Below are 25,462 nucleotides of genomic sequence, written 5' to 3'. Positions count from 1 at the left end.
GCCGCGGTTCCCCCGTGCACCGGCCACATCCGGCCTGGTCCTGGGCGGTCCGCCGCGGTGACGCGACCGTATCGTCACCGATAGCCTGCCTCGCATGGTTTTCCCCCGTAACACCGGAATATCCCTTGTGTCGATCACCGTGGGCACCCTGCTCCTCACGGGATGCGGCATGTTCGACGGCGACGGAGCGTCCGACGCGGCCAAGGAGCCCGTGAACGCCGGCAAGGTCGACCCCGGCAGCGCCGACGCCCGCGAGACCCTGGCGAGCCAGGACGTCACCATGCTCGGCACGGACCTGCACTTCGCCGTACACGAGCTGTCCCGCGGCGCCAAGACGGTCGAGCTGACCTTCTCCATCACCAACACCGGCGACGAGGAGTCCGACCTCGTCCATTCCTTCCTCGGAGCTGGCGGCAAGAACAACGCCTCGGGCGTGAAGCTGATCGACCCCGACAACGGCAAGCTTCACCTCGCCGCCTCGGATGCCGAAGGCAACTGCGTGTGCTCCTCGTACATGGGCACGATGAGGTTCGATGCGGGCGACTCCGTCCTGTTCAGCGTGACCTACGGCGCCCCGCCGGAGGACGTGGAGACGATGAACGTGTCGATCCCCAACGTCGGGACCCTCTCCAATGTCCCGCTCAGCTGAGGCCCGCGTGCGGCTCGTGGCGGCGGCATCGGCCCTGCTGGTGCTGGGGCTTCCGGCGACCGCGCGGGCGGACGCCCCTGAGGGCCCGGACGAGAACTGGGCCGAGGTCAAGGGCGGTGAGGTCGCCGAGGCGCCCATCATCGGGCTCAGCCCGCCCGTCGTGGATATCGACGGCCCGATCGACGGGCTCACCTTCGCGACCGAGGGGGCCGACGGTTCGCTCACCGACGCGGAGAGCGACGAGGAGCGCGTGGTGACGCTCGCCGCCGACGTCCTCTTCGAGTTCGACCGGGCCGACATCAGCGACGACGCCGGGGACGCCCTGCGCGAGGCGGCCGAGATCCTGCGCAGCGAGGCCGACGGCAAGACCGTGGACATCGACGGCTACACCGACGCCAAGGGCGCCGACTCGCACAACAAGCCCCTGTCCGAGGACCGGGCGAAGGCCGTGGAGAAGGAGCTGTCCGGCCTGCTCGGCGACGACGTCGACGTCACGTTCTCGGTCACCGGGCACGGTTCGGCCGACCCGGTCGCGCCCAACGAGATCGACGGCGAGGACAACCCCGAGGGCCGGGAGATGAACCGGCGCGTGGAGATCAGCTTCGCGCGCTGACGGCGCTTCCCACCCGCACACCCGGGCGGTCCGGTGAGAACCGGGCCGCCCGATGTGCGTTCATGCAGGCCATACGAGCAGGAACACGTTCCACGCCCCTCGGGCCGGTCCGGCACCCGCCGACACCTCCCACCTCGGGCCGAATCGGCATCACTCTCCGTAACGCCAGCATCGGCGCCAACCTCGCCAGTAGTACAGGTCACACATTCCAGTACTATCACCGTGTGACATTGTCGTACTAGGGAGTGGTGTTACCCCGCATGGCTGGCAGGATCCAATCGATCGAGCGCGCCGCCGCCATCCTCCGGCTGCTGGCCGGCGGTGCCCGCGGGCTGAGCCTCGCGGAGATCTCCCGAACACTGGAGCTGCCCAAGGGCACCGTCCTGGGTCTGCTGCGCACCCTGCAACACGTGGGGTTCGTGGAGCAGGACAGCGAGACCGGCCACTACCAGCTGGGCGGCGGAGTGCTGCGGTTGGGCACCCGCTATCTCGACGGCAACGAGCTGCGCACCCGCGCGCTGAACTGGGCCGACTCCCTGGCCGGGCGCAGTGGCGAGAGCGTGCGCATCGGCACCCTGCACGAGGCCCAGGTCCTGGTGGTGCACCACGTGTTCCGCCCGGACGACACCCGGCAGACGCTGGACGTCGGCTCCCTCCTCCCTCTGCACGCGACGGCACTGGGCAAGGTGCTGATGGCGTTCGACCCCCTCGCGGCCCCGACGGACCCCGCCGACGAGGAGCTCAAGAGCTTCACAAATCACACCATCACCGAAGTCCCGGCACTCCTGGCCGAGCTGGAGGAGATCCGACACCAGGGCTGGGCTGCGGAGATGGAGGAGTTGGTCGAGGGCGAGGTCGCCATCGCCGCGCCCATCCGCGACCGGCGGGGCATGACCGTGGGCGCGATCGGGCTCTCCGGAGCCGTGGAACGGCTCCGCGACGACCGCGGAGTGGTCATGGAGCAGGTGTCCTACGTGCGCGACGCGGCCCGCTCCATATCGCGTGACCTGGGAGCTCATCCCTGGTAGCCGCAAAGGTGTGATGATAGGCAGATCTCGTCATGCAACGGTCACGGATTCACATTCTTGGCTTGACATGCACCAGAGACCTGACTCACACTCGTTAACACGCGTTCTACATTGTCGTACGCCATGCGAAATCCCCTGATGCAACCGCCCCTCGGTGGCTACGGGGGAACCCCGCCGCACTATCCCCTTTCGCCGGAGGCGAGTAAACGGATGACCAGCCAGTACATTGCCGCGATCGACCAGGGCACCACGTCCAGCCGGTGCATCATCTTCGACCACGAGGGCAGGATCGTCACCGTCGGCCAGCGAGAGCACCGGCAGATCTTCCCCCAGCCAGGATGGGTCGAGCACGACGCCTCCGAGATCTGGGACAACATCAAGATCGTCGTCGAGGAGGCGCTGGAGAAGGGCAACCTCTCCCGCGAACAGCTCGCCGCCGTCGGCATCACCAACCAGCGCGAGACCACCGTGGTGTGGGACCGCGAGACCGGTGAGCCCGTCCACAACGCCATTGTCTGGCAGGACACCCGCACCGACGACCTGATCCACGAGCTCGCCGGCGTCGTCGGCCAGGAGCGCTTCCGCGAGCGCTGCGGTCTTCCCCTCGCCACCTACTTCTCCGGGCCGAAGCTGCGCTGGCTCCTCGACGAGGTGCCCGGCGTCCGGGAGCGTGCCGAGCGCGGTGAGCTCCTGTTCGGCACCATGGACACCTGGATCATCTGGAAGCTGACGGGCCGCCACGTCACCGACGTGACCAACGCCAGCCGCACCATGCTGATGAACCTGCGGACCCTGGACTGGGACCCGTTCATCCTGGACGCGATGAACATCCCGCGGAGCATGCTCCCGGAGATCGCCTCCTCCGCCGAGGTCTACGGCGAGGCGCACGAGTTCCTCAAGGGCGTTCCGGTCGCCTCCGCCCTGGGGGACCAGCACGCCGCCCTCTTCGGCCAGACCTGCTTCGACCCGGGCGAGGTCAAGGGCACCTACGGCACCGGCACCTTCCTGGTGCTCAACACGGGCACCGAGCCGGTCATGAGCTCCAACGGCCTGCTCACCACGCTCGGCTACAAGATCGGCGACCAGCCGGCGGTCTACGCCCTTGAGGGCTCGATCGCCGTCACCGGCTCCCTGGTCCAGTGGATCCGCGACAACCTCGGCCTGATCTCCAGCGCCGCCGAGATCGAGACGCTCGCCCGCACCGTCGAGGACAACGGCGGCTGCTACATCGTCCCGGCCTTCTCCGGCCTGTTCGCCCCGCACTGGCGCAGCGACGCCCGCGGCGTCATCAGCGGCCTGACCGGCTACGTCAACAAGGGCCACATCGCCCGCGCCGTCCTGGAGGCCACCGCCTGGCAGACCCGCGAGGTCGTCGACGCGATGCGCCAGGACTCCGGTGTCGACCTGGCCAGCCTGCGCGTCGACGGCGGCATGACCGCCGACAACCTGCTCATGCAGATCCTCGCGGACGTGCTCGACGTCGAGGTCGTGCGCCCGATGGTCGCCGAGACCACCTGCCTCGGCGCCGCCTACGCAGCCGGTCTGGCCGTCGGGTACTGGCCGAGCATCGACAGCCTGCGCGCCAACTGGCACAAGGCCGCCGAGTGGTCGCCGAAGATGGACTCCGAGGTGCGCGACCGCGAGTACCACAACTGGAACAAGGCCGTTCAGCGCACCCTCGGCTGGGTCGAGCGCGAAGAGGCCTGAGGGGAAGAGCGTCCTGAAGGACGTCCGCATCCCCACGCGCGGGCCGTCATCGCACGGGCGGCCCGCGCCCCACGTCGCCGGGACCATCATCGCCGACGTCCCGCGCCCGATGCCGATCGATCGGCACGTCTCACCGGCCCCCGGAGGCATCCCCGCCTCCGATCGGCCACCACACCGGCGCCCCGCACGCGCCATTCCACCATCCCCTGGGACACTCATGTCCCGGACGGTCCACTCCGTATAGGAGGCCCATCATGGTTTACGTCGCCGAATTCATCGGCACAATGATCCTCATCCTGCTCGGTGGCGGTGTCGTCGCCGGCGTCGTCCTCGCCAAGTCGAAGGCGCACGCGGGCGGCTGGATCGTCATCACGCTCGGATGGGGTATGGCCGTGGCGATGGCCGTCTACACCGTCGGGCAGTACAGCGGCGCACACATCAATCCGGCCGTGACCATCGGCCTTACCTCGATCGGTGAATTCGACCCCAAGCTGGTTCCGGGCTACATCGCCGCCCAGATCGCCGGTGCCTTCACCGGTGCGGTGCTCGTGTACCTGGCGTACTTCGCGCACTGGAAGCACACCGACGACCCCGACGCCAAGCTCGCGGTCTTCAGCACCGCCCCGGCCGTCAGAAACATCCCGGCCAACTTCACCACCGAGGTCATCGGTACGGCCATGCTGGTCCTCGGTGTCCTGGGCATCGGCTCCAACGTGAACCCGATCGGCCAGGAGACCGACCTGGCCCTCCTGTTCGGCTCCGGTATCGCCCCGCTGCTGGTCGGTCTGCTGGTCCTGGGCATCGGCCTCTCCCTCGGTGGCCCGACGGGGTACGCCATCAACCCGGCCCGTGACCTGGGCCCGCGCATCGCCCACGCCATCCTCCCGATCCCGGGCAAGGGCGGCTCCGACTGGTCCTACGCCTGGGTCCCCGTCGTCGCCCCGATCGTCGGCGGCGTCATCGGCGCACAGGTCTTCAACCTGTTCCTGGGTGGCTGACACAGCACTCGTCTCGACCGCAAAGGGCGCGAACCGGAGGGGGGTTCGCGCCCTTTGTGTGTGGCCGGAGGTCTACCGGTCACCCGTTCACCCAGCCGCCCACGCACTCCCCCGCAGGTCATAGGCAAGGTAGAACCACACGTGCCGGTGGCTGATCCACCCGGAGTCCCCCCAGTCGGTGGCCAGGGCATCCACCAGCGCCAACCCCCGCCCGCTCTCGGCGTCGGGGTCGGAGGCGGCCGGGTCCACGGCGAGGTACTCCCGCCCGGCCCACCGCCCCGGCTCGCGCCCGAGCGCACCGCCGTCCCGGCAGGTCAGCTTGATCCCGTCCAGGGAACGCTCCGCCAGCAGCGTGTAGCTGCCCTCACGCGCCCCCGACTCCGAATGACGCACCGCATTGGTCGCCAGCTCACTACCGAGCAGCGTGAACAGGTACCGGTAGTCGGCATCCCGGGACGCCGCACAGGTGTCGAGGAACGCACGGACCATAGGCATCAGCTCCGGCATTCCCCAGAAGTCGAACCGGCGCCGGTTGTAGGGCATCTCCCGAGACCCGTTGAAGTAGTGCCGGTAGCCGGAGGGGATGAACCGGTTGAGCGGCACGGTCACCTCGGGCAGCACCGGCACAGGCGTAGGCGAAGAAGACATGAGGGCACTCCTCACACGCAGGTTGGAGGGGGTGAAGGACCAACTGCAGGTGCCCGCACGTTCTTCGCGATTCCAGAGATTCCACCAGCAGGCACCCCGTAGCCTGAGCGACGCGATAGACCCTGAGTGATGCGCCGGTCACTGGCTACACATTCAGTATCTACAGAGATTCTCTAGCGTCAAGAGAATCTCCAAGAATCCTTGATAGGTTCTCCCCCATGAAGCGCCCCCTGAGCCCGACCGTTCGCCGTCGCCGCCTCGGCCGAGTACTACGAGCTCTCCGCGAAGAAGCCGGGCTAAAACTGGACGAAGCAGCCAAACAATCCGGAATCCCCCGAGCCACCCTCGGCAAGATGGAGACCGCCGAGCTGAAGCGGATCCGCCTCGCCGACCTCGATGCCCTCGCCTCCCTCTACAAACGAGACGACAAAAGCCGCCGGGCCATGCACCAGCTAGCGAAGGACGCGACACAACTCGGCTGGTGGTCCAACTACAAGGACGTCTTCGGAGCCAGGGCCCTCCCCGACTTCGAAGCCGAGGCATCGTTCATACGCACGTACCAGGCCCAGGTCATCCCAGGCCTCCTCCAGACGGCCGAATACACGCGCGCAGTATTCATGGGCACCAATGCCTTCGACGATGACGAAATCCAGCGGCACGTCGACGCCCGGATGGAGCGACAACGCATCCTCGCGAGCCTCCGCCCTCCCGAGTACTCCGCAATCATCGATGAAGCTGCTCTGCGGCGTCCGGCAGGTGGCAACAGCGCGATGAAGGAACAGCTACTCCACCTCATACACATGGCCGCCCGCCCGCACATGACCGTCCATGTCCTGCCGTTCTCAGCGGGCATGCATGCGGCCAACCTGGGGGGATTCCAGATACTGGACTTCCCCGAGCCAGCCGACCCCGCCATCGGCTACACGGAAACGCCCACTTCTATCCTTTTTGTGGAGGGAGAGGACGAAATCCGACGTTACGATGCCATGTGGCGTGAGGCGCACAACGCCGCGCTCACCGTGGCCCAGTCCATCGACTTCATCAAGGAAGTCATCGCATCGCTTGAGAGTGAACAGTGACAACACTCAAGTTCCGGAAGAGCAGCTACAGCGGCGCTAGTCAAGACTGTGTAGAGGTCGCCCACTTCCGGAAGAGCACCCACAGCGGCGTCAATGGCGGCTGCGTCGAGGTAGCCCACTTCCGGAAGAGCACCCACAGCGGCGCCAGCCAGAACTGCATCGAGGTCGCCGACCTCCCCACCGGTGCCGCGCTGCGCGACTCCAAGCACCCCGAGCGCGGCCACATCCTCTTCCCGGCCTCAGAGTGGGCCGCCTTCCTCACCGCCGCCCGCTCCCATCGCCTCTGACCAGCCCCTCTTCCGTTGATCTCGGGGATAGTGGGGTAAAAATCGCTCGCGATACCCCAGTATCTCCGAGATCAACGGAAGAGGGTTCAGAAGTCCAGGGAGGAATCGTGCGGGATGGTTCCAGCCCGGCGCGAGGTGGCCCGCACTCGGCGGATGTGGACCAGGCGGCCGAGGCGGATCAGTGGCCGCAGCAGGAGTTCGACGCTGCCGGCGAGGAAGCACCATGTTCCCCACGTCGTCCAAGCGGCGAAGAAGAACATGATGCTGCCGACGATGAACCACGCGGCGATGAGCACGTCGTTGACGATGCTCACCGCTTCCCAGCGGCGCCGGATGACCAGTTCGTCCGGTCCGATGTGCACGACCAACGGCTTGTCGGCGCCTGATCCCGGCATCGGCTCTCCTGAAGATCGGTCGCCCCGGAGGTCTCCCGGTCGGCCCCAGGAGCCAACGGGCGCTTCGGCGGACTCAGTCACTTACTGTAGTCATTCGAAGTACGTAAAGTCGCCGATCGGGGCCGACTGGGCCGGGGCCCTGGCGGCATCCCGCGGGGAGTGCCCAAGAAGGTAAAAAGTGCAACGCGAGTGGGGCCGCCTGACGCGGCTCCGCCGGGCCTCGCGCCAGGGTCCGCTTCCGCGCTGCCTGCGGCGATCTCGCTCGCCTGAGACCATCAACCCACCCCTTCGCTCATGTGATCAACGTGTCGCTCATGCGTGACACAGGCATTGACATCGCATTACGCGTGGCTTTGAATGGTGTTAATCAAAAGAGCACATGATCGCTCATATGAGCAAGCCTCGCCTGGGTGGACAGCGGAGAAGCGCCCGTGGACGCAGCCACCATCGAGCGACCCGAATCCATGTGCGGCCTGGGTGAGCGTTCATCGTCTGCGCGGGCCACGCACACGATCCACCCCGGTAGGCGCGAGGCGGCGTGAACCTTAAGTCTTCCTTAGATGGCGCCTAACGCCGCATGAAACACCCTGCGCCCACCTTGCTCCCGCTTTACGTTCCTATGACTGGTCACGTGCATGAAGCGGGTCTCGTGCAGTCGGGATCCCAGACGGACACCATCGAGCGGAGGAGGCGGACGTGGCGGTCATGCAGGGGGTCGTAAGGGTTCCCCCGGCGGCGGAGAGCCGCTCCTTCGCGGACGTCGCGGTGACGTTGCACGCGCTGCCGGTGGATGTGCGGCGCCGGGTATCGGCGCTCGCCCGGACTCCACGTCTCATCGTGGCGTGCGACTACGACGGCGCGCTCGCCCCTGCGGGGCCGGACGCGGACGCCGCCCGCCCGCTGCCCGAGGCGGTGCGCGCGCTGCGGCGCCTCGCGGCCCTGCCCGAGACGGTGTGCGCGGTCATCTCCGCTCGCCCGCTGCGCGACCTCGCGGTGCTCTCCCGTCTGCCGGACGAGGTGCGGCTGGTCGGAGCCCATGGCGCCGAGTTCGATGCGGAGCCCTGCGATTCCCGTGCTGAGACCTGCGACTCCGTCGATGGCAAGGCAGGGGCGCTGGACGTGCTGCGTGACCAGGTCGGGGCGACAGCGACGCTCTACGTCGGCGGTGGCGACGGCGAGGAGCCGGTGTTCGCCCGGCTGGGCGGGGCCGACGCCGGGATCCGGGTCGGCGCCGGAGAGACGGCCGCCGCCCACCGCGTCGACGACACCCCCTCCGCAGCGGCCGTCCTCACCGCGCTAGCCGCCGAGCGCCGCGCCTGGCTGTTCGGCGACCGGCCGGTGCCCATCGAGCGGATGTCGATGCTGTCCAACCGGCGCTCCGTCGCCCTGCTCGGCCCGGACGCGCGCCTGGCCTGGTTCTGCCACCCGGAGCCCGACTCCGACGCGGTGTTCGCCGAGGTGCTGGGCGGGCGCGAGGCCGGGGTGTTCGCCGTGCGCCCCGAGCACGGCGGGCTGCCGCTCGGGCAGCGCTACCTGCCGGGCACCATGACGGTCCGCACCCGCTGGTCCCGGCTGGACGTCACCGACTACCTGGCGCACGAGGGCGGGCCGGGCCGCACCGACCTGGTCCGCGTCATCGCCGGTTCGGCCCCGGCCCGGGTGGAGTTCGCGCCGCGCCCCGAGTTCGGCCGGACACCCGTGCGGATCACCCGGGCGGCCGACGGCCTGCGCGTCGAGGGCGCCCCCTACCCGATGGCGCTGCACTCCCCCGGTGTGGAGTGGGAGGTCACCTCCGACGGCGTGCACGACTCGGCGCACGCGGTCGTGCTTCCCTCCGCCGACCGCCCCGTCGTGCTGGAGCTGCGCTGCGGCACCGCGTCGCTCGCCCCCGCCGCCGAACCCGAGCCGGAGCGCCGCGAGCGGGCCGGGTCCCCCTGGTCGGCGTGGCTGGAGGGCCTGTCCCTCCCCCACACCGACCGGAACCTGGTCGGGCGGTCGGCGCTGACCCTGCGCGGGCTGTGCCACCCGGCGGGCGGGGTGTTGGCCGCGGCCACGACCTCGCTGCCCGAGGAGATCGGCGGCGTGCGGAACTGGGACTACCGGTACTGCTGGCTGCGCGACGGGGCACTGACCGTGCAGACCCTCGTCGACCTCGGGTCGACCGCCGAGGCCGACGCCTTCCTCGACTGGGTGCACCGGGTCGTGGCGGCGCTGCCCGGCCCCGAACTGCTGCGGCCGCTCTACACGGTGCGCGGCGGCGACCTGCGGCCCGAGGAGGTCGTGGACTCGCTGTCCGGCTACGCCGGGTCGCGGCCGGTACGCGTGGGCAACCTCGCCGACCACCAGGTGCAGCTCGACGTCTTCGGCCCGATCGTCGAGCTGGTCGACCGGCTGTCGCGGGCCCGCGGCACCCTCTCGGACAGGGACTGGGACCTCGTGCGGGCGATGGCCGAGGCGGTGGAGCACCGCTGGGAGGAGCCTGACCACGGGATCTGGGAGGAGCGCGACGAGCCCCGGCACCGCGTCTACTCCAAGGTGATGTGCTGGGTGACGCTTGACCGCGCGCTGCGGCTGGCCGAGCGGCACGGCCGCCGGGCCGCGGCGGAATGGGCGGCGCTGCGCGACCGGATCGCCGCCGAGGTGCTCGAACACGGGTGGAGCGAGGAGGCCCAGGCCTTCACCACCGCCTATGACGGCACGGATCTGGACGCGGCGTCGCTGCACATCGGGCTGAGCGGGCTGATCGACCCGGCCGACGAGCGCTTCCAGGCCACCGTCACCGCGGTGGAGGCCGAGCTGCGCAGCGGACCGACCGTCTACCGGTACCGCCGCGAGGACGGCCTGCCCGGTGGCGAGGGCGGGTTCCACCTGTGCACGACCTGGCTGATCGAGGCCTACCTGCTGACCGGCCGCCGCACAGAGGCCGAGGAGCTGTTCAAGCACTTCGTGGACTGTGCGGGACCCACCGGGCTGATCCCCGAGGAGTTCGACCCGGTGTCCGAGCGCGCGCTGGGCAACCACCCGCAGGCCTACTCCCACCTGGGCCTGATCCGCTGCGCCCGACTCCTCGACCTCGGTTAGGCCCACACCTCCACACAGCCGCGCCCTGTCCCCTTCTCCGTTGATCTCGGAGATAGTGGGGTATCGTGAGCGATTTTTACCCCACTATCTCCGAGATCAACGGAGTAAAGAGGGAGGCGGGGGTCAGGGGCGGCGGCGGAGGCGCCAGGCCTTGGGCTGGTCCTCCTCGTGGGGGACGCCGAGTTCGCCGAAGCGCAGCCGGACGCGGGCTCCGCCGAGCTTGCCGCGTTCGATGTGGATGGTCCCTCCGGTCGCCTCGACGGCGTGCCGGGCGATGTCCAGGCCCAGGCCGGTCGAGCCGCCCCCGCTGGTGCCGCGCCGCAGGGCGGCGGCCGGGTCGGCGATCCCCGGCCCCCCGTCCTCGACGACCAGGGTGATCCACCCGGCGTGCGCGACGACCGTGACCGCCAACGGGCACCCGGCGGGTGTGTAGTGGAAGACGTTGCTCACCATGGCGTCGACGACGGCGGCGCACTCCTCCCTGGACAGTGCGACCCGGACCGGCCGGTCGGGGAGGTCCACCTCGACCTCGCGGCCCTGGTCGTGGGCGAGCATCGACCAGAACGACATCCGGTCGCGCACCGCCTCGGCCAGGTCGCAGGCCCTGTCTGCCTCCGAGCGCGCCGGGCGGACGCTGCGGATGATGGCGTCGACGTCGTGGTCGAGGGCGGACACGGCGTCGCGGATGCGCTGCGCCTCGGGTCCGGTCAGGGTCTCGGCGTCCAGCCGCAGCGCGGTCAGGGGTGTACGCAGCCGATGGGAGACGTCCGCGGCCATCTCCCGCTCCTTGGCGAGCAGGCCCTGCACCTGGTCGCCGATGGCGTTGATCGACTCACCGAGCCGCGCCAGTTCCTGGGGGCCGAACACGCGGATGCGCGCGTCGAGCCGCCCGCGGCCGATGGCGGACGCCGTGTCGGCCAGGGCGACCAGTGCGGCCCGCACCGGGCGGGTCAGCCGGTCGGTGAGGACGACCGCGCCGACGACCGCCAGGACGGCGACCGCGAAGAGCCCGGCGACGGTGGTGGCCAGCCCCCCGAGGATCGCGCCGCGCGGCAGGTGGATCTCGACGACGGAGTTGTCGCCGGCCGCGCCGTCGCCCACGTGTTCGGCGCCGGGCGGGGTGCGCACGGGCAGCAGGTAGGCCGTGCCGTTGCGGTCGGTGGAGGTCAGCTCGCGGTTCTCGGCCGCCGCGCGCCGCACCTCCTCGGCGTTCGCGCGGCTGGCGCCCACCGTGGTGCCGTCCGGCAGGTGGACGGCGAGGCGCCCCTGCTGCCCGGAGGGGGTGGTGGCGACCGCCCGCCGCAGTACCTCGGGGTCGGGGTCCACAGCCACGACGGCGGCGACCATGCCGGCCTGCAGCCGGATGTCGGACTCGGCCCGCTCTCGTGCGTCGCCCCATGCCAGCAGGGTGATCACGACGATGAGGACCAGAGCGACCAGGGTGGTGGCGATGGCGACGGACCGCGCCAGCAGCGGTCTCATTCGGGTTCCACGACTTTGAGCCCGACCCCCCGGACGGTGTGCAGGTACCTGGGCTCGCTCGCCGTCTCGCCGAGCTTGCGGCGCAGCCAGGACATGTGCACGTCGATGGTCTGGTCGTGGCCGACGAAGGGGTGCTGGTGCCAGACCGCCTCGACGATCTCCCGGCGGGTGACCACCGTGCCGACGCGTTCGGCGAGGTAGGCCAGGAGGTCGAACTCGCGCCGGGACAGTTCGAGCGGGCGGCCCTCCAGAGTGGCCTGCCGCCGCGACAGGCTGATGCTCAGGTCTCCGACGGTGATCTCTCCTGTCTCCGCCGCGGAATCGGTGGGGCGACCGGAGCGGCGCAGGAGGGCGTTCATCCGCGCGGCCAGCTGCGTGCTGGAGAACGGCTTGACGACGTAGTCGTCGGCGCCGTCGTTGAGGAGCCGGACGATCGACGGCTCGTCGCCGCGCGCGGTCGCCACGATCACCGGGACGTCGCTGTGCCCGCGCAGCATGCGCAGCGCGGCGGCACCGTCGAGGTCGGGCAGGCCCAGGTCGAGGATGACCATGTCCGGGTCGTGCTCGGTGGCCTCCCGCAGCGCGTCCAGGGCCGTGCCGACGGGGTGCACGACGTGCCCGAGGTTGGTCAGTGCCCGCACCAGCGCGCTGCGCACCATGTGGTCGTCTTCAACCAGCAACACCGTTGCCATGAATTCACGTTAACCAATGCGACCGTGGTGACACGAGTTCACGCGCTGCACCGCCCCGGTGCCCGATTCGCGTGTCCGTACCGGTCAGCGGGGCCACCGGGGGTTTCCCGCCGACCGCGCCCAGCCGCAGGTGACGGCCGACTTAAGTGGACCGAGACGTTGCGTTAAGGCTGCCTTAGGGAGACGCGGATTACCTTCGTTTTACACCGCGAGGTGAGTGGCCCGCGTCACATGCGCGGCGCTGAGCAGCGAACCCAGCATAGGCGAAGCCCCGGCGGCGCACGGCCGCCCGCGGGCGCGCCCGGTCCCCATCGGAGATGTCGTGGCAGAAATCGTGATCGACGGACTCGGCAAGGTCTACGCCGACGGCACCCGCGCCGTCGACGACCTCGCCCTGGACATCCAGGACGGCGAGTTCCTGGTGCTCGTCGGTCCGTCCGGGTGCGGCAAGACGACCGCGCTGCGGATGATCGCGGGCCTGGAGCAGATCAGCGAGGGCACCATCCGCATCGGGGACCGGACCGTCAACAGCGTCCCCGCTCGCGACCGGGATGTCGCGATGGTGTTCCAGTCCTACGCCCTCTACCCGCACCTGAACATCTTCGAGAACATCGCGTTCGGGCTGCGCCTGCGCAAGCTGCCCAAGGACGAGATCGAGCGGCGGGTCCGCGAGGTCGCCGGTGTCCTCGAACTGGGCGAGCACCTGCATCGCAAGCCCGGCCAGCTGTCCGGCGGGCAGCGGCAGCGGGTGGCGATGGGCCGCGCGATCGTGCGGGAGCCGCGCGCGTTCCTCATGGACGAGCCGCTGTCCAACCTGGATGCGAAGCTGCGGGTGCAGATGCGCGCCCAGATCGCCCGCATCCAGCGCGACCTCGGCGTCACCACCGTCTACGTCACCCACGACCAGACCGAGGCGATGACCCTGGGCGACCGGGTGGCGGTGATGAAACGCGGCGTCCTGCAGCAGGTCGGCCCGCCCCAGGAGCTCTACGACCACCCCGCCAACCTGTTCGTCGCCGGGTTCGTGGGCTCGCCCGGCATGAACCTGCTCGGCGCGAGCCTGGAGGTCGGCGGCGACGGCCGCTACCGGGTGCGCGTCGGCTCCCAGGCCCTGGACCTTCCCGACGGCCTGCTGCACCGGCGGCCCGCCCTGCGCGACCACGCCGGAGGCAAGGTCGTGCTCGGCATCCGCCCCGAGGACATGGAGGACGCCGAGATCGTCGGCGCGACCGAGGGAGCGACCCTGACCTCCGTGGCCGACCTGGTGGAGGCGATGGGGTCCGACGTCCTGGTGCACTTCCCCGTGGACGCCGACCCGGTCGTCACCGAGGACACCCGCGAGCTCGCGCGGGACGCCGGCGCCGACGACGCCGTCACGGCGCTTTCGGCCGCCGCGCGCGACACGGGACCGGAGAAGGGGATCGTCCTGGTCGGGCGGTTCAGCCCCCGCACCCACGTGTTCGAGGGACAGACCATCACGGTGGCCGTCGACACCGATCGGCTGCAGTTCTTCGATCCGGTCAGCGGCACGTCGATCACCGACAACCAAGGAGCAACCGGATGAAGAAGCACACCCTCCCCCTCATCGCGGCCTGCACCGCCCTGGGGCTCGCCGCCACCGCGTGCGGGGCCGACACCACCACGGCCACCGGCGCCGACCTCGAAGGGCGGACCATCGAGATCGTCGGCCCCTGGTCCGGCAGTGAACAGGAGTCCTTCGAGCAGGTCCTGGAGGTCTTCGAGGACCGGACCGGCGCCACCGTGAAGTACAGCGGCGCGGCCGACGACCTGCCGACGGTGCTGCAGACCCGCATCCGGGGCGGCGACGTGCCCAACGTGGCGCTCGTCCCCCAGCCGGGGCTGATCGCCCAGTTCGTGGAGGCCGACGCCCTCAAGCCGCTCAGCGACGACGTCGTGGACGCTCTCGACGAGAACATGGCCGGCGCCTGGACGGACTTCGGGTCCGTCGACGGCACCCCCTACGGCGTCTACTTCAAGGTCGCCAACAAGTCGCTGGTCTGGTACAACGACGGCGTCTTCGCCGAGACCGGTGCCGAGACCCCCGAGACCTGGGACGACTTCCTCGGGTTGTCGGAGGACCTCGCCGACGTCGGCCTCACCCCGCAGTCGGTCGCGGCGGCCGACGGATGGGTCCTCACCGACTGGTTCGAGAACGTCTACCTGCAGACCGCGGGGCCGGAGCAGTACGACCGACTGGCCGCGCACGAGATCCCGTGGACCGACCCGTCGGTCGCGGAGGCCCTGGAGAAGCTCGCCGAGCTGTGGGGCAGTGAGGAGTTGATCGCGGGCGGCACCCGCGGCGCCCTGCAGACCGACTTCCCGACCTCGGTGACCAACGTGTTCAACGACGACCCGCAGGCCTCGATGGTGGTCGGGGCGGACTTCATCGGCACGGTCGTCTCCGCCAGCACCGGCGCCACCGTGGGCGACGGCGCGCGCACCTTCCGCTTCCCCGCGGTGGGCGAGAACAGCGACGCCGTGGTCGTCGCGGGCGACGCCGCCGTGGCCCTGAAGGACGATGAAGCGACTATGGAGCTGCTGCGGTTCCTGGCCTCGCCCGAGGCCGCCTCCACGTGGGCCGGCCTGGGCGGCTTCGTCTCGCCCAACCGCAACGTCCCGGCCGAGGCCTACGCCGACGAGCTGACCGGCCAGATCGCCGAGCAGGTGGTGCGCGCCGGGGAGGACGTCCGGTTCGACCTGTCCGACCTGCAGCCCTCCGCCTTCGGCGCGACCGTCGGCGGCGGGATGTGGCAGACCCTGCAGGACTTCTTCGCCGACCCTGACGACGTCGACGGCGCCATGGAGCGGCTGGAAGCCGACGCCGCCCGCGCCCACGGCAAGTGATTCCGAGGCATAGATGACCACCGCTACCGACACGACCCCCGACGGCGGTCCGGCCGCCGGCGGGGGCGCCCCGCCCCCCAGCGGCCCGAAGGAGACCGGCTCCGGGGACAAGCCCCGGCGCAACTTCGGCCCCGCGGTGCTCTTCCTCCTGCCCGCCCTGGCCTTCCTCGGCGTGTTCCTGGCCTACCCCGCCGCCTACTCGGTGGTGCGGAGCTTCTTCGACGCCTCCGGATCGCAGTTCGTCGGTCCGGGCAACTACGTCGAGATGTTCACCGACGACCGGACGCTCACCGCGATCCGCAACACCGGGATCTGGGTTCTGGTGGCCCCGGCGCTGGTCACCGGGCTCGGGCTGGTCCTCGCGGTGCTGACCGAGCGGATCCGGTGGGCGACCGCGTTCCGGCTGCTGCTGTTCATGCCGATGGCGATCTCGCTGTTCGCCTCCGGCATCATCTTCCGCCTGGTCTACGACGAGGACCCCGACCGCGGGGTGGTGAACGCGGCGGCCGTCACCGTGCACGACATGGTCGCCGCCCCGTCCGACTACCCGGGGGCGCGCCCGCGCGGCGACGTCCTCGAAGGCGACGACGCCCGGGGCGGGTACACGACCGCGTCGTCCTACGCCCCCGGAGACGTGGTGGAGCTGCCGCTCGTCGGCATCCGCCCCGGCGACCTGCCCGAGCAGGCGCGGCCCGCCGCCACCCCGGCGGCCGCCGCGGGGGAGATCCAGGGCGTGGTCTGGCTGGACGCCGCCCTGGGCGGCGAGGCGGGGGCGATCGACCCCGGCGAGAACGGGATGCCGCGTATCACCGTGCAGGCCGTCCAGGACGGCGCGGTGGCCGCGACCGCCACCACGGGCGACGACGGCCGGTTCACCCTGACGTCGCTGGGGCCGGGCGAGTACACCGTCCACCTCGCCGACGACAACTTCACCGAGTCCTTCCGCGGGCTGACCTGGCTGGGGCCGACCCTGGTCACACCGGTGATCATCTCCTCCTGGGTGTGGATCATGACCGGGTTCGCGATCACCTTCATCGCCGCGGGACTGTCGGCCATCCCGCGCGACGCCCTGGAGGCGGCGCGCGTGGACGGCGCGACCGAGTGGCAGGTGTTCCGCAAGGTCACCATTCCACTGCTGGGGCCACTGCTGCTGGTGGTGTTCGTGACTCTGGTGATCAACGTGTTGAAGATCTTCGACCTGGTGCTCGTCATCGCGCCCGGGTCGGTGCAGGCCGATGCGAGCGTCATCGCCCTGCAGATGTGGCAGGTGTCGTTCGGAGCCGGTGGCAACCAGGGGCTGGGCAGCGCGCTCGTGGTCCTCCTGCTGCTCCTCGTCCTGCCGATCATGCTGTTCAACATCCGCCGATTCCGACGGGAGCGTTCCTCATGAGCGCGAGCACCGCGCCCACCGCCACCAGATCGAGCCGGCAGCGCCCCGCGGGTTCCGTCGTGGAGGTGTCCGTCTCCGGAGCGCCGCGCCGCGGCCTGGCCTCCCGGCTCGTCTCCCGGCTGGGCTCGGGCACCGTGCAGGTGGTTCTGGTCCTCGTCGCGCTGTTCTGGATGGTGCCCGTCATCGGGCTGCTGGTCGTGTCGCTGCGGTCGGAGACCGACAACACCGCCAGCGGGTGGTGGACGGTGTTCCTCAAACCCGCCGAGCTGACTCTGGCCAACTACCAGGACCTGGTGCAGAACGAGGTGATCATGCGGTCGTTCCTCAACACCGTCTACATCTCGGTGCCCTCGACGATCCTGGTGGTCGGGATCGGGGCGCTGGCGGCCTACGCGCTGGTGTGGATGGAGTTCCCGGGGCGCGACTGGCTGATGGTGGCGGTGGTGGGACTGCTGGTGCTACCGATCCAGGCGGCGCTGATCCCCATCTCCCAGCTGTACGGCGCCCTGGGCGTGTTCGGGTCGATCACCGGCGTCATCCTGTTCCACGTCGCCTTCGGGCTGCCGTTCGCGGTGTTCCTGCTGCGCAACTTCTTCGCGGGGATCCCCCGCGACCTGTTGGAGGCGGCGCGGATGGACGGCGCCGGGGAGTGGCGGATCTTCCGCAGGGTCGTCCTTCCGGTCGCGCGCCCGGCCCTCGCCTCGCTGGCCGTCTTCCAGTTCCTATGGGTGTGGAACGACCTGCTGGTCGCGCTGGTCTTCACCAGCCCGGAGGCCGCCCCCCTGACGGTCGCCCTGCGGGCGCAGCTGCGCCAGTTCGGCACCAACATCGACGTCCTGGCCTCGGGTGCCTTCCTGTCGATGATGGTCCCGCTGCTGGTGTTCTTCGCCTTCCAGCGCTATTTCGTCCAGGGCGTCTTCGCGGGCTCGACGAAGTAGCCGAAGAACGGGCAGCCGAAGAACAAGCGGGAATTCGACCCGCCCATCCCCAAGGGGGTGGCCGTCGCCGACGACGGCCACCCCCTTTCCTTCTCCTCTTCCCAGCAACACGGCAGGTCATCGAGGTGCGTCGGTGTCCGGACGCCCTTTGACCGCGATACGGCCCCCCGGTAGACAAGATCACCGCCGCACACGGAATGCCGTTTCTTCGCGATGGAGGCGTGGGAATGCCCCTGGAAATCTTGGGCTGCTCCAGCGCGACACCCCGAAGGACTCCGTCGGCGTGCTGATGGGCCTGGCCCTCGGTGCCGCCTACCTCGGCGACGCGGTCGGCTCCATGCTCGCCGGCGTCCTCGTCGAAGCCATCGGCGCCCGCGGCACCTTCGCCACCGCAGCCGCCATCATCCTCGCCTGCGGCCTGCTCACCCTGCGCCGCCGGTCCTGAGGCGGGGACGGTCATGCCCGGCGGCGGGGCGGGCCAGGGTCACCGGAGGCGGTCGTCCGACCACGAGCTCCACACAGGATCAAGGATGCGGTCGGTCTCGTAGGCGCGGTGGGTGACCGCCCGGTGGAGGGCTCCGGCGCCGACCAGGTCGAGGCGGGAGGGGGAAGGGTCGCCCGGTGGGGTGCGGCCGAAGAGGGCGACCTGGCCCAGGACGCGGGCTGTACCGAGGATGCCCGGGAGTTCGCGGGCGGCCGGGGTGCGCAGGTCGAGGTCTTCGACCAGGAGGTCGTGGCCGCCGTGGGTGACGCGGGTGAGGGAGCGCAGCGCGCCGCCGTGTTCGCCTGACCGGCCGAGGACGAGGGTTTCGCGCCACAGCAGTTCGGCGCCCGGGGCCAGGTCGGCGCGGACCTCGCGGTGGACGTCGGCGCCGTCGGCCAGGACGAAGGGCTGCTCCCGCCAGTGGACGACGGCCCCCTCGCCCAGGGTCAGCTCCGCTCGCCAAGAGGCGGCGCCGCCGCGGGCGTTGAAGGCGACGGTGCCGTTGGGGTCGACCAGTTCCACGCGGGCGCCGGGGCCGACCTCCACCCGCAGGGCGAAGTCGTCCCCGGCGCACAGCGACGCGCGGATCCCCACCAGGGCGATCTTCACGCCCGCGCCGCGCCCGGGCATCGGGCGCGGCGAGACGAAGGTGCCCGCCTCCAGTACCCGGGCCCGCGACCGACCGTCCACCGCGTCCACGACGATGCGCGCGGGGCGGTGGACCGACACGTGGTCGCGTGCCGCGTCGCGGGTCAGTGTCGGGCTCATGTGTGCACGTGCTCCGGGGCGAAGCCGTGGCCCTTGTCCTCACCATGGCCGTACCCGTGCCCGTGGCCGTGCCCGTGCCCGAGTTCGTCGGCGGGGCCGTGGCTGTGCGGCGCCATCGGGCCGGGGTCCTGCGGGACGTGCGTTCCGGCCCGGTGCTCGCGCAGCACACCGCGCACCCAGTCGCACAGCAGGACGATGGTGGCCGGGTCGTTCTGCGAGAGGCCGAGCACCGGTCGGCCGTCGCGCGCCGCGGTGGCGTCGGCGACCATCTGCTCGGCGTCGACGTGCACGTAGGGGGCGAGGTCGACCTTGTTGACCACCAGCAGGTCGGCTCGGCCGATGCCGGGGCCGCCCTTTCGCGCCACGTCACCGCCTCCGGCGACGTCGAGGCAGAAGATCTGGGCGTCGATGAGCGCCGGGCTGAAGGTGGCGGTGAGGTTGTCGCCGCCGCTCTCCACCAGCACCAGGTCCAGCGGCGCGAACTCCTCCTCCAGGTCCTCCACCGCGTCGAGGTTGGCGGTGATGTCGTCGCGGATGGCGGTGTGCGGGCAGGCGCCCGTCTCCACGGCGTGGATGCGCTCGGTGGGCAGCACCCCCGCCGAGCGGAGGAAGCGGGCGTCCTCGTCGGTGTAGATGTCGTTGGTGACCACCGCCATCGACAGTTCGCCGGACAGCTCCCGGCACAGGGTGGCGATCAGCGAGCTCTTGCCGGTGCCGACCGGTCCGGCCACCCCCAGGCGCAGGGTGCGGCGGGGTCCGCTCTCCGGGGCGGTGCTGTGCTCAGGCATGGAAGAGTCTCCTTGTCGCGTGTGCGTGTGCTCCGGCCCACTGGTCGATGAGCGGCGCGGAGCAGGCGGGCAGCCGGTCGGGCCCGGTGACCGCCAGGGCGGCGGTGACGCCCTCCTCCAGGGCGTCGCCGGTGTCGAGCACCCACTCGACGGCCGTGACGGGGTCGCCGGGCAGGAGTTTGAGTGCGGCCGACGCGACGGTCTGCGCGTCGTCGTACAGGGCGGCGCGGGCGACCTGGTCGTCGGCCATGTCGAGGGCGGCGCCGAGCGCGCCGAGGACGACCGGCCGCAGCGGGCGCAGTCCGGGCGTGGGCGCGGAAGCGGTGGGCAAGGCGAGCACGGCGGGGTGGTCGGCGCGCAGGCGGCGGGCGAGCCGGGCGAGACCGCGGCCGAGCGAGGCGGAGGCCGCGCGCAGGGGGGCGCTGGGGGTGCGTGCGGCCAGCGCGGCCTGGATGGGGCCGTAGTCGATATCGGCCGCGGTCGCGGTGGCGCCCCCGCCCCCGGTGGCCCGCGCCGCACGCCGGGCCAGTACGGCCGCGGCCGCCTCGGTGCGGGCGACGGTGCGCAGGCGCGCCTCGATGTAGGCGGGGACCTCCTTCGGTTCCAGCCCGGCGGCGACCGCGCCCTCCAGGGAGCCCGAGTGGGCGTGTCCCCCGGTGGGCAGCCGGGCGTCGGCGAGCAGCAGCGCGCCGAGCGCGCCCGCTCCCCCGGTGGTGCCTCCGGCCCCCGCCTCGGGCGTGGTCATGTGGATCGGAACCCGGCCGTCATCAGAAGAGGCTGTACCGCTGGGCCAGCGGCACCTCGGTCACGGGCACGGCGGCGACCTTCTCTCCGTCGATCTCCACGGCGAAGGTCTCCGGGTCGACGTCGATCTTCGGCAGCGCGGTGTTGTTCGGCAGGTCGGTCTTGCGGACGTGCCGCGTCGGCTTGACGGCGACGAGGCGCCGGCGCAGGCCCAGCCGCTCGGCCAGCCCGTCGTCCAGGGCGGCCGGGGAGACGAAGGTGGCCGACAGGTCGGCCGCGGCCGCGTTGACGATGCCCGGCCGCAGCAGCACCGGCTGGTTGGTGGGGATCGACGCGTTGGGGTCGCCCTGGGGTGCGTAGACGGCCCCGCCGCCCTTGACCACGATCGCGGGCCGGATCCCGAAGAACGGTGGGTCCCAGAGCACCAGGTCGGCCATCTTGCCGGGCTCCACCGACCCGACCTCGTGGTCGATGCCGTGGGCGACCGCCGGGCAGATCGTGTACTTGGCGACGTACCGCCGCGCGCGCTCGTTGTCGGCGGGCAGGCGGGAGTCGGTTCCGCGCTGCGCCTTCATCACGTGCGCGAGCTGCCAGGTGCGGCAGATGACCTCGCCGATCCGCCCCATGGCCAGGGCGTCGGAGCCGATGATGGACAGCGCGCCCATGTCGTGCAGGATGCCCTCGGCCGCCATGGTGGCCTCCCGGATGCGGGAGTCGGCGAATTGGACGTCGGCCTCGATGGCGGGGTTGAGGTGGTGGCACACCATGAGCATGTCGAGGTGCTCGGCGTGGGTGTTGACGGTGAACGGCAGCGTCGGGTTGGTGGAGGCCGGGAGCACGTTGGGCCGGGCGGCCACCGTGATGATGTCGGGTGCGTGCCCGCCGCCGGCGCCCTCGGTGTGGAAGGTGTGGATGCTCCGGTCGCCGATGGCGTCCAGGGTGTGCTGCACGTACCCGGCCTCATTGAGGCTGTCGGTGTGCACCGCGATCTGCAGGCCCCACGTGTCGGCGGCGGTCAGCGCGGCGTCGATGGCGGCCGGGGTGCTCCCCCAGTCCTCGTGCACCTTGTAGGCCCCGGCTCCGGCGAGCGCCTGCTCGCCCAGGGCCTCGGCGCTGACGGTGTTGCCCTTGCCGAAGACGACGAGGTTGAGCGGCACGTCGTCGAGGGCGCGGTGCACCGTGGTCAGGTTCCACGGTCCCGGGGTGACGGTGGTGGCCTTGGAGCCCTCGGCGGGACCGGTGCCGCCGCCGACGATGGTGGTCACGCCGGTGGCGGCGGCCTCGTAGAGCGCGTCGGTGGTGATCAGGTGGACGTGGCTGTCGATGGCCCCGGCGGTGAGGATGCGGCCCTCTCCGGCGATGACCTCGGTTCCCGGCCCGATGACCAGGTCGGGGTGGACGCCGTCCGTGGTGTCGGGGTTGCCGGCCTTGCCGACGGCGGTGATGCGGCCGCCGCGCACGCCGACGTCGGCCCGGACGATCCCCCAGTGGTCGAGGATGACGGCGTTGGTGATGACGAGGTCGAGCGCGCCGTCCGCGTTGGGGAGGGTGGACTGGAGCATCGACTCGCGGATGGACTTGCCGCCGCCGAAGACGGCCTCGTCACCGCCGAAGCAGTGGTCCTCCTCGACCTCGATCCACAGATCGGTGTCGCCCAGCCGCACCTGGTCGCCGGTGGTGGGGCCGAAGCGGTGCGCGTACTCGTCGCGGTCGATACGGCTCACCGGGTCTCCTTCTGCGCGTCGGTCTTGCCGCGCTGGATGCCGGGAACACGGCCGCTCCCGCCGAAGGGGACGATCGCGACCTCCCGCTCGTCGCCGGGAAGGAAGCGGATGGATCCTCCGGCGGGGATGTCGAGGTGGTGGCCGCGGGCGGCGGTCCGGTCCAGCTCCAGTGCGGGGTTGGCGTCGGGGAGGTGCAGGTGCGAGCCCACCTGGATGGGGCGGTCCCCGGTGTTGGTCACGATGAGGGTGCGGACCGGCTTACCCGCGTTGAGCTCCAGGTCGCCGCCGGGGGTGCGGATCTCGCCGGGGATCACTGGATCGGCTCCGTGATCGACACCATCTTCCGGCCGTCGGGGAAGGTGGCCTCCACTTGGATGCCGTCGATCATCTCGGGGATGCCCTCCATGACGTCGGCGCGCGTCAGCACGGCGCGGCCGTCGGTCATGAGGCTTTCGACGGTGGCGCCCTCGCGGGCGCGCTCGATCACCCAGCAGGAGAGCAGGGCGGTGGCTTCGGGGTAGTTGAGCTTGATGCCGCGTCGCAGACGGTCGCGCGCGACCATTCCGGCCACGCTCAGCAGCAGCTTCTCCGTGTCCGATGGAGTCAGGTACATTCGTCGCCTCCTCCGGCGCGATGCCATCGCGCCGTGTGCACATGGTCGCTCGCGCCGGAAAAGCACCGTTTCCCACGTGTTACGGCAAGGTTAAACCTGTTTGTCGGAGTCAGCTCAGCGGGTCCGCAGGCGCGCCGCGTAAAAGGGCGGCAAACGAGAACGGTGGTGGCCCCGCGAACACGGGGCCACCACCGTCGGAGGCGATGGTCGACAACCGCGACCGGCCGCCCGCGATCGCGGCGGCACTCCCGGTCAGGGGCGGTTTCCGGTCAGAGGCCGAGAATAGGCTCCAGCCCGACCGTGAGCTGCTCGGGCAGACCGGCCACGGAGCGGACGCCCAGCAGCACGCCCGGCATGAACGACTCGCGGTTCATCGAGTCGTGGCGGATCGTCAGCGTCTCGCCGTGCGTCCCGAACACGACCTCCTGGTGGGCGATCATGCCCTGGATGCGCAGCGCGTGCACCCGCACCCCGGCCACGTCGGCGCCGCGCGCGCCGTCGATCTCGGAGGTGGTCGCGTCCGGCATCGGCTCCGCCCCGGCATCGGCGCGCGCCTGCGAGATCAGCTCGGCGGTGCGGTAGGCGGTGCCGCTCGGGGCGTCCGCCTTGTTCGGGTGGTGCAGCTCGATGATCTCCGTGGACTCGAAGTACGGCGCCGCCTTCGCCGCGAAGTTCATCATCAGCACCGCGGCGATCCCGAAGTTGGGCGCGATGAGCACGTTGACCCCCGGGTGCCGGGCCAGGATGTCGCGCAGCTCGGACAGCCTCCGCTCGTCGAAGCCGCTGGTGCCGACGACGGCGTGGATGCCGTTGGCGGCCAGCCAGCGCAGATTGTCCAGGACGACCTCGGGGTGGGTGAAGTCCACGACGACGTCGGCGCCGCGCACCTTCTCACGCTCACCGGCCGCGTCGATCCCGGCCACCAGTTCGGTGTCGGCGGCCTCCTGGACCGCCTTGACGACTTCGGACCCCATGCGCCCGTGGGCGCCGAACACTCCTACCTTGATCACGGGCACGAGCGTACCGGAGGCGCCCGGGCCCGCCGGCGTGGGACCATCGTCCTCAGCAGGTCGTTCGGCGTGCAGCGGGAGGCGAGACGCGATGGACGGCACGGGGAACGCGGGGGACGGCGGGCAGGGGCGGCCGGACGGACAGGAGCGCTCGGACGCGGCGGACGCGCCGGAGCGGCCGGACAGACCCGACGCGCCGGACGGGCACCGGCGCCGCGAGCCGCACCACCCCAGCATGAACGCGCGGCTGAACTGGCTGCGGGCCGGGGTGCTCGGCGCCAACGACGGCATCGTGTCCACCGCGGCCCTGGTCGTCGGCGTCGCCGGTGCGACCATGAACATCACGGCCATCGTCGTCGCGGGCATCGCCGGGATGTTCGCCGGAGCCCTGTCGATGGGCACCGGCGAGTACGTGTCGGTGAGCACCCAGCGCGACACCGAGCGGGCCGCCCTGGCCCGGGAGCGGCGCGAGCTCGCCGAGGAACCCGACGCCGAACTGGACGAGCTGACCGGCATGTACCGGGACCGCGGGCTGAGCCCCGACCTGGCCCGCCAGGTGGCCCTCCAGCTCACCGCGCGCGACGCGCTGCGGGCCCACGCCGAGATCGAGCTGCGGCTGGACTCCGGCGAACTGACCAACCCCTGGGTTGCCGCGTTCACCAGCTTCGGGGCATTCACCCTGGGCGCACTGATCCCGCTGCTGTTCATCACGCTGAGCCCGGACGCCTGGCGCGTCCCGGCCACCTTCCTGGCCGTGGCCTGCGCCACCGCCGCCACCGGCGCGATCAGCGCCCGCCTGGGCCGCGCCCCGGCCGGACGCGCCGCCATGCGCTGCGTACTCGGCGGCGCCTTCGCGATGACCGTCACCTACGGCATCGGCACGCTGATCGGCACCGCCGACGGGCTGTGAGGTCGCGCGTCCGGATATCCGCCCTTCCGCACCGGCGCCGGTCCTGATCATGCCCTTGGCGGAAGGGCGGCGGCGCACCGCGGCCCTGGCCGTCCGGGGGACGTTCCTGCCCATCGGTCTGGCGCTCGGCTCGTTCGCGGGCGGGATCGTGGCCTCCGTGTTCGGATGGCGCACCTGGCTCGCCGCCGCGGCCGCCGCCATCGCCTGCGTGGCGGTGGTGGCCGCGGTCGCGGTCCCCCGGCGGGAGGTGACCGTCCCCGGGGCGCCCGAATCGGGGGCCTGGTCGGACCAGAATGACGTCCCACGATGACCATGGGAAAAGATCGGGCTAAACGGACATCGCGAGATGTGAACCCATGATCATTTTCGAGGAGGGGCCGGGACTCCCGGATCGCGGAAATCGCTGCACGCGAAGCGGAAAGCCGGGCTTCCGGCCGGGCCGGAGCCGCCGGTCCGCCAGCCCCCAACTGGCCCCCGGGCCCGGAAAACCACCGGACAGCGCTTTCCCACCCCCTCCCCCGTTGATCTCGGCGAAGTGCACCGAAAAATCGCAGTCATTCGGTGCACCT

26 protein-coding genes are annotated in these 25,462 nt (G+C 70.9%); 15 read left to right on the top strand and 11 right to left on the bottom strand.

All coding sequences use genetic code 11. The annotated features are described in order from the left end of the window. The first annotated feature begins 94 nt into the window (after window positions 1-94). The 5 genes from HNR23_RS04175 to HNR23_RS04155 all read left to right on the top strand — a co-directional run bounded on the left by HNR23_RS04175 (window position 95) and on the right by HNR23_RS04155 (window position 4,995). Entirely contained in the window at window positions 95-649 is a 555-nt protein-coding gene (locus HNR23_RS04175; RefSeq protein ID WP_221308026.1) for a hypothetical protein, read from the top strand. Further along, on the top strand, window positions 633-1,262 hold the full coding sequence (locus HNR23_RS04170) for an OmpA family protein (RefSeq protein WP_184073644.1): 630 nt from the start codon (window positions 633-635) through the stop codon (window positions 1,260-1,262). Before HNR23_RS04175 ends, HNR23_RS04170 begins: the two co-directional genes overlap by 17 nt. Window positions 1,263-1,522: 260 nt before the next feature. After that, window positions 1,523-2,290 (top strand): IclR family transcriptional regulator, encoded by a 768-nt coding sequence (locus tag HNR23_RS04165; RefSeq protein WP_184073642.1) that lies wholly within the window; start codon window positions 1,523-1,525, stop codon window positions 2,288-2,290. A 210-nt stretch (window positions 2,291-2,500) separates the two neighbouring features. Further along, complete coding sequence (glpK, locus tag HNR23_RS04160; RefSeq protein ID WP_184073640.1) at window positions 2,501-3,997, top strand: glycerol kinase GlpK; 1,497 nt, start codon at window positions 2,501-2,503, stop codon at window positions 3,995-3,997. 254 nt (window positions 3,998-4,251) lie between these two features. After that, window positions 4,252-4,995 (top strand): MIP/aquaporin family protein, encoded by a 744-nt coding sequence (locus HNR23_RS04155; protein WP_184073638.1) that lies wholly within the window; start codon window positions 4,252-4,254, stop codon window positions 4,993-4,995. Between the two features lie 87 nt (window positions 4,996-5,082). Here the strand turns inward: HNR23_RS04155 and HNR23_RS04150 are convergent, their stop codons facing one another. Beyond that, window positions 5,083-5,643 (bottom strand): ATP-binding protein, encoded by a 561-nt coding sequence (locus HNR23_RS04150; RefSeq protein ID WP_184073636.1) that lies wholly within the window; start codon window positions 5,641-5,643, stop codon window positions 5,083-5,085. 218 nt (window positions 5,644-5,861) lie between these two features. Between HNR23_RS04150 and HNR23_RS04145 the strand changes: the two genes are divergently transcribed. After that, window positions 5,862-6,722, top strand: a complete 861-nt coding sequence (locus tag HNR23_RS04145) for a helix-turn-helix domain-containing protein (RefSeq protein ID WP_184073634.1) — start codon at window positions 5,862-5,864, stop codon at window positions 6,720-6,722. Then, window positions 6,719-7,009, top strand: a complete 291-nt coding sequence (locus HNR23_RS04140) for a DUF397 domain-containing protein (RefSeq protein ID WP_184073632.1) — start codon at window positions 6,719-6,721, stop codon at window positions 7,007-7,009. Before HNR23_RS04145 ends, HNR23_RS04140 begins: the two co-directional genes overlap by 4 nt. Before the next feature lie 86 nt (window positions 7,010-7,095). Here the strand turns inward: HNR23_RS04140 and HNR23_RS04135 are convergent, their stop codons facing one another. Then, window positions 7,096-7,404 carry a YrhK family protein gene (locus tag HNR23_RS04135; RefSeq protein WP_184073630.1) on the bottom strand — a complete coding sequence of 103 codons (309 nt, stop codon included), beginning with the start codon at window positions 7,402-7,404 and terminating at the stop codon, window positions 7,096-7,098. Between the two features lie 696 nt (window positions 7,405-8,100). On the opposite strand from HNR23_RS04135, the gene HNR23_RS04130 reads away from it, so the two are divergent. Next, window positions 8,101-10,485 carry a trehalase-like domain-containing protein gene (locus tag HNR23_RS04130; protein ID WP_394353743.1) on the top strand — a complete coding sequence of 795 codons (2,385 nt, stop codon included), beginning with the start codon at window positions 8,101-8,103 and terminating at the stop codon, window positions 10,483-10,485. Window positions 10,486-10,608: 123 nt separating this feature from the next. Here the strand turns inward: HNR23_RS04130 and HNR23_RS04125 are convergent, their stop codons facing one another. Both HNR23_RS04125 and HNR23_RS04120 read right to left on the bottom strand, forming a co-directional pair. Then, window positions 10,609-11,967 (bottom strand): sensor histidine kinase, encoded by a 1,359-nt coding sequence (locus tag HNR23_RS04125; protein ID WP_184073628.1) that lies wholly within the window; start codon window positions 11,965-11,967, stop codon window positions 10,609-10,611. Further along, on the bottom strand, window positions 11,964-12,659 hold the full coding sequence (locus tag HNR23_RS04120; RefSeq protein WP_184073626.1) for a response regulator transcription factor: 696 nt from the start codon (window positions 12,657-12,659) through the stop codon (window positions 11,964-11,966). Before HNR23_RS04120 ends, HNR23_RS04125 begins: the two co-directional genes overlap by 4 nt. Before the next feature lie 322 nt (window positions 12,660-12,981). Here HNR23_RS04120 and HNR23_RS04115 point away from each other — a divergent pair, with 322 nt between their 5' ends. The 5 genes from HNR23_RS04115 to HNR23_RS04095 all read left to right on the top strand — a co-directional run bounded on the left by HNR23_RS04115 (window position 12,982) and on the right by HNR23_RS04095 (window position 18,297). Then, entirely contained in the window at window positions 12,982-14,223 is a 1,242-nt protein-coding gene (locus HNR23_RS04115) for a sn-glycerol-3-phosphate ABC transporter ATP-binding protein UgpC (protein WP_184073624.1), read from the top strand. Beyond that, window positions 14,220-15,524, top strand: coding sequence for an ABC transporter substrate-binding protein (locus HNR23_RS04110; RefSeq protein WP_184073622.1), 1,305 nt, complete (start codon window positions 14,220-14,222; stop codon window positions 15,522-15,524). Before HNR23_RS04115 ends, HNR23_RS04110 begins: the two co-directional genes overlap by 4 nt. A 13-nt stretch (window positions 15,525-15,537) precedes the next feature. After that, window positions 15,538-16,914 (top strand): ABC transporter permease, encoded by a 1,377-nt coding sequence (locus tag HNR23_RS04105; protein WP_184073620.1) that lies wholly within the window; start codon window positions 15,538-15,540, stop codon window positions 16,912-16,914. Further along, complete coding sequence (locus HNR23_RS04100; protein WP_184073618.1) at window positions 16,911-17,852, top strand: carbohydrate ABC transporter permease; 942 nt, start codon at window positions 16,911-16,913, stop codon at window positions 17,850-17,852. The genes HNR23_RS04105 and HNR23_RS04100 overlap by 4 nt, the downstream gene beginning before the upstream one ends. A gap of 283 nt (window positions 17,853-18,135) precedes the next feature. Then, the gene (locus tag HNR23_RS04095; protein ID WP_184073616.1) at window positions 18,136-18,297 is read left to right on the top strand and encodes a hypothetical protein; all 162 of its coding nucleotides are present in this window, start codon (window positions 18,136-18,138) and stop codon (window positions 18,295-18,297) included. Window positions 18,298-18,336: 39 nt separating this feature from the next. Here HNR23_RS04095 and HNR23_RS04090 read toward each other — a convergent pair whose 3' ends face one another. The 7 genes from HNR23_RS04090 to dapB all read right to left on the bottom strand — a co-directional run bounded on the left by HNR23_RS04090 (window position 18,337) and on the right by dapB (window position 23,983). Beyond that, window positions 18,337-19,104, bottom strand: coding sequence for an urease accessory protein UreD (locus HNR23_RS04090; protein WP_246421581.1), 768 nt, complete (start codon window positions 19,102-19,104; stop codon window positions 18,337-18,339). Next, on the bottom strand, window positions 19,101-19,892 hold the full coding sequence (gene ureG / locus HNR23_RS04085; RefSeq protein WP_184073614.1) for an urease accessory protein UreG: 792 nt from the start codon (window positions 19,890-19,892) through the stop codon (window positions 19,101-19,103). Before ureG ends, HNR23_RS04090 begins: the two co-directional genes overlap by 4 nt. After that, a complete protein-coding gene (locus HNR23_RS04080) occupies window positions 19,885-20,637 on the bottom strand; it encodes an urease accessory protein UreF (RefSeq protein WP_184073612.1) in 753 nt (250 codons plus the stop codon). The genes ureG and HNR23_RS04080 overlap by 8 nt, the downstream gene beginning before the upstream one ends. A gap of 22 nt (window positions 20,638-20,659) precedes the next feature. Continuing rightward, window positions 20,660-22,360 carry an urease subunit alpha gene (locus HNR23_RS04075; protein ID WP_184073610.1) on the bottom strand — a complete coding sequence of 567 codons (1,701 nt, stop codon included), beginning with the start codon at window positions 22,358-22,360 and terminating at the stop codon, window positions 20,660-20,662. Next, window positions 22,357-22,674 carry an urease subunit beta gene (ureB, locus tag HNR23_RS04070; RefSeq protein ID WP_184073608.1) on the bottom strand — a complete coding sequence of 106 codons (318 nt, stop codon included), beginning with the start codon at window positions 22,672-22,674 and terminating at the stop codon, window positions 22,357-22,359. The genes HNR23_RS04075 and ureB overlap by 4 nt, the downstream gene beginning before the upstream one ends. Continuing rightward, the gene (locus tag HNR23_RS04065) at window positions 22,671-22,973 is read right to left on the bottom strand and encodes an urease subunit gamma (RefSeq protein ID WP_184073605.1); all 303 of its coding nucleotides are present in this window, start codon (window positions 22,971-22,973) and stop codon (window positions 22,671-22,673) included. Before HNR23_RS04065 ends, ureB begins: the two co-directional genes overlap by 4 nt. A gap of 269 nt (window positions 22,974-23,242) precedes the next feature. Beyond that, entirely contained in the window at window positions 23,243-23,983 is a 741-nt protein-coding gene (dapB, locus tag HNR23_RS04060) for a 4-hydroxy-tetrahydrodipicolinate reductase (protein WP_184073603.1), read from the bottom strand. Window positions 23,984-24,074: 91 nt separating this feature from the next. On the opposite strand from dapB, the gene HNR23_RS04055 reads away from it, so the two are divergent. Beyond that, window positions 24,075-24,893 carry a VIT1/CCC1 transporter family protein gene (locus tag HNR23_RS04055; protein WP_184073601.1) on the top strand — a complete coding sequence of 273 codons (819 nt, stop codon included), beginning with the start codon at window positions 24,075-24,077 and terminating at the stop codon, window positions 24,891-24,893. Window positions 24,894-24,909: 16 nt separating this feature from the next. After that, window positions 24,910-25,203 (top strand): MFS transporter, encoded by a 294-nt coding sequence (locus HNR23_RS04050; RefSeq protein WP_343070734.1) that lies wholly within the window; start codon window positions 24,910-24,912, stop codon window positions 25,201-25,203. Window positions 25,204-25,462: the final 259 nt, after the last annotated feature.

The organism is Nocardiopsis mwathae, assembly GCF_014201195.1.
Classification (GTDB): Bacteria; Actinomycetota; Actinomycetes; order Streptosporangiales; family Streptosporangiaceae; genus Nocardiopsis_C; species Nocardiopsis_C mwathae.
This window is presented reverse-complemented; position numbering and strand designations above follow the sequence as displayed.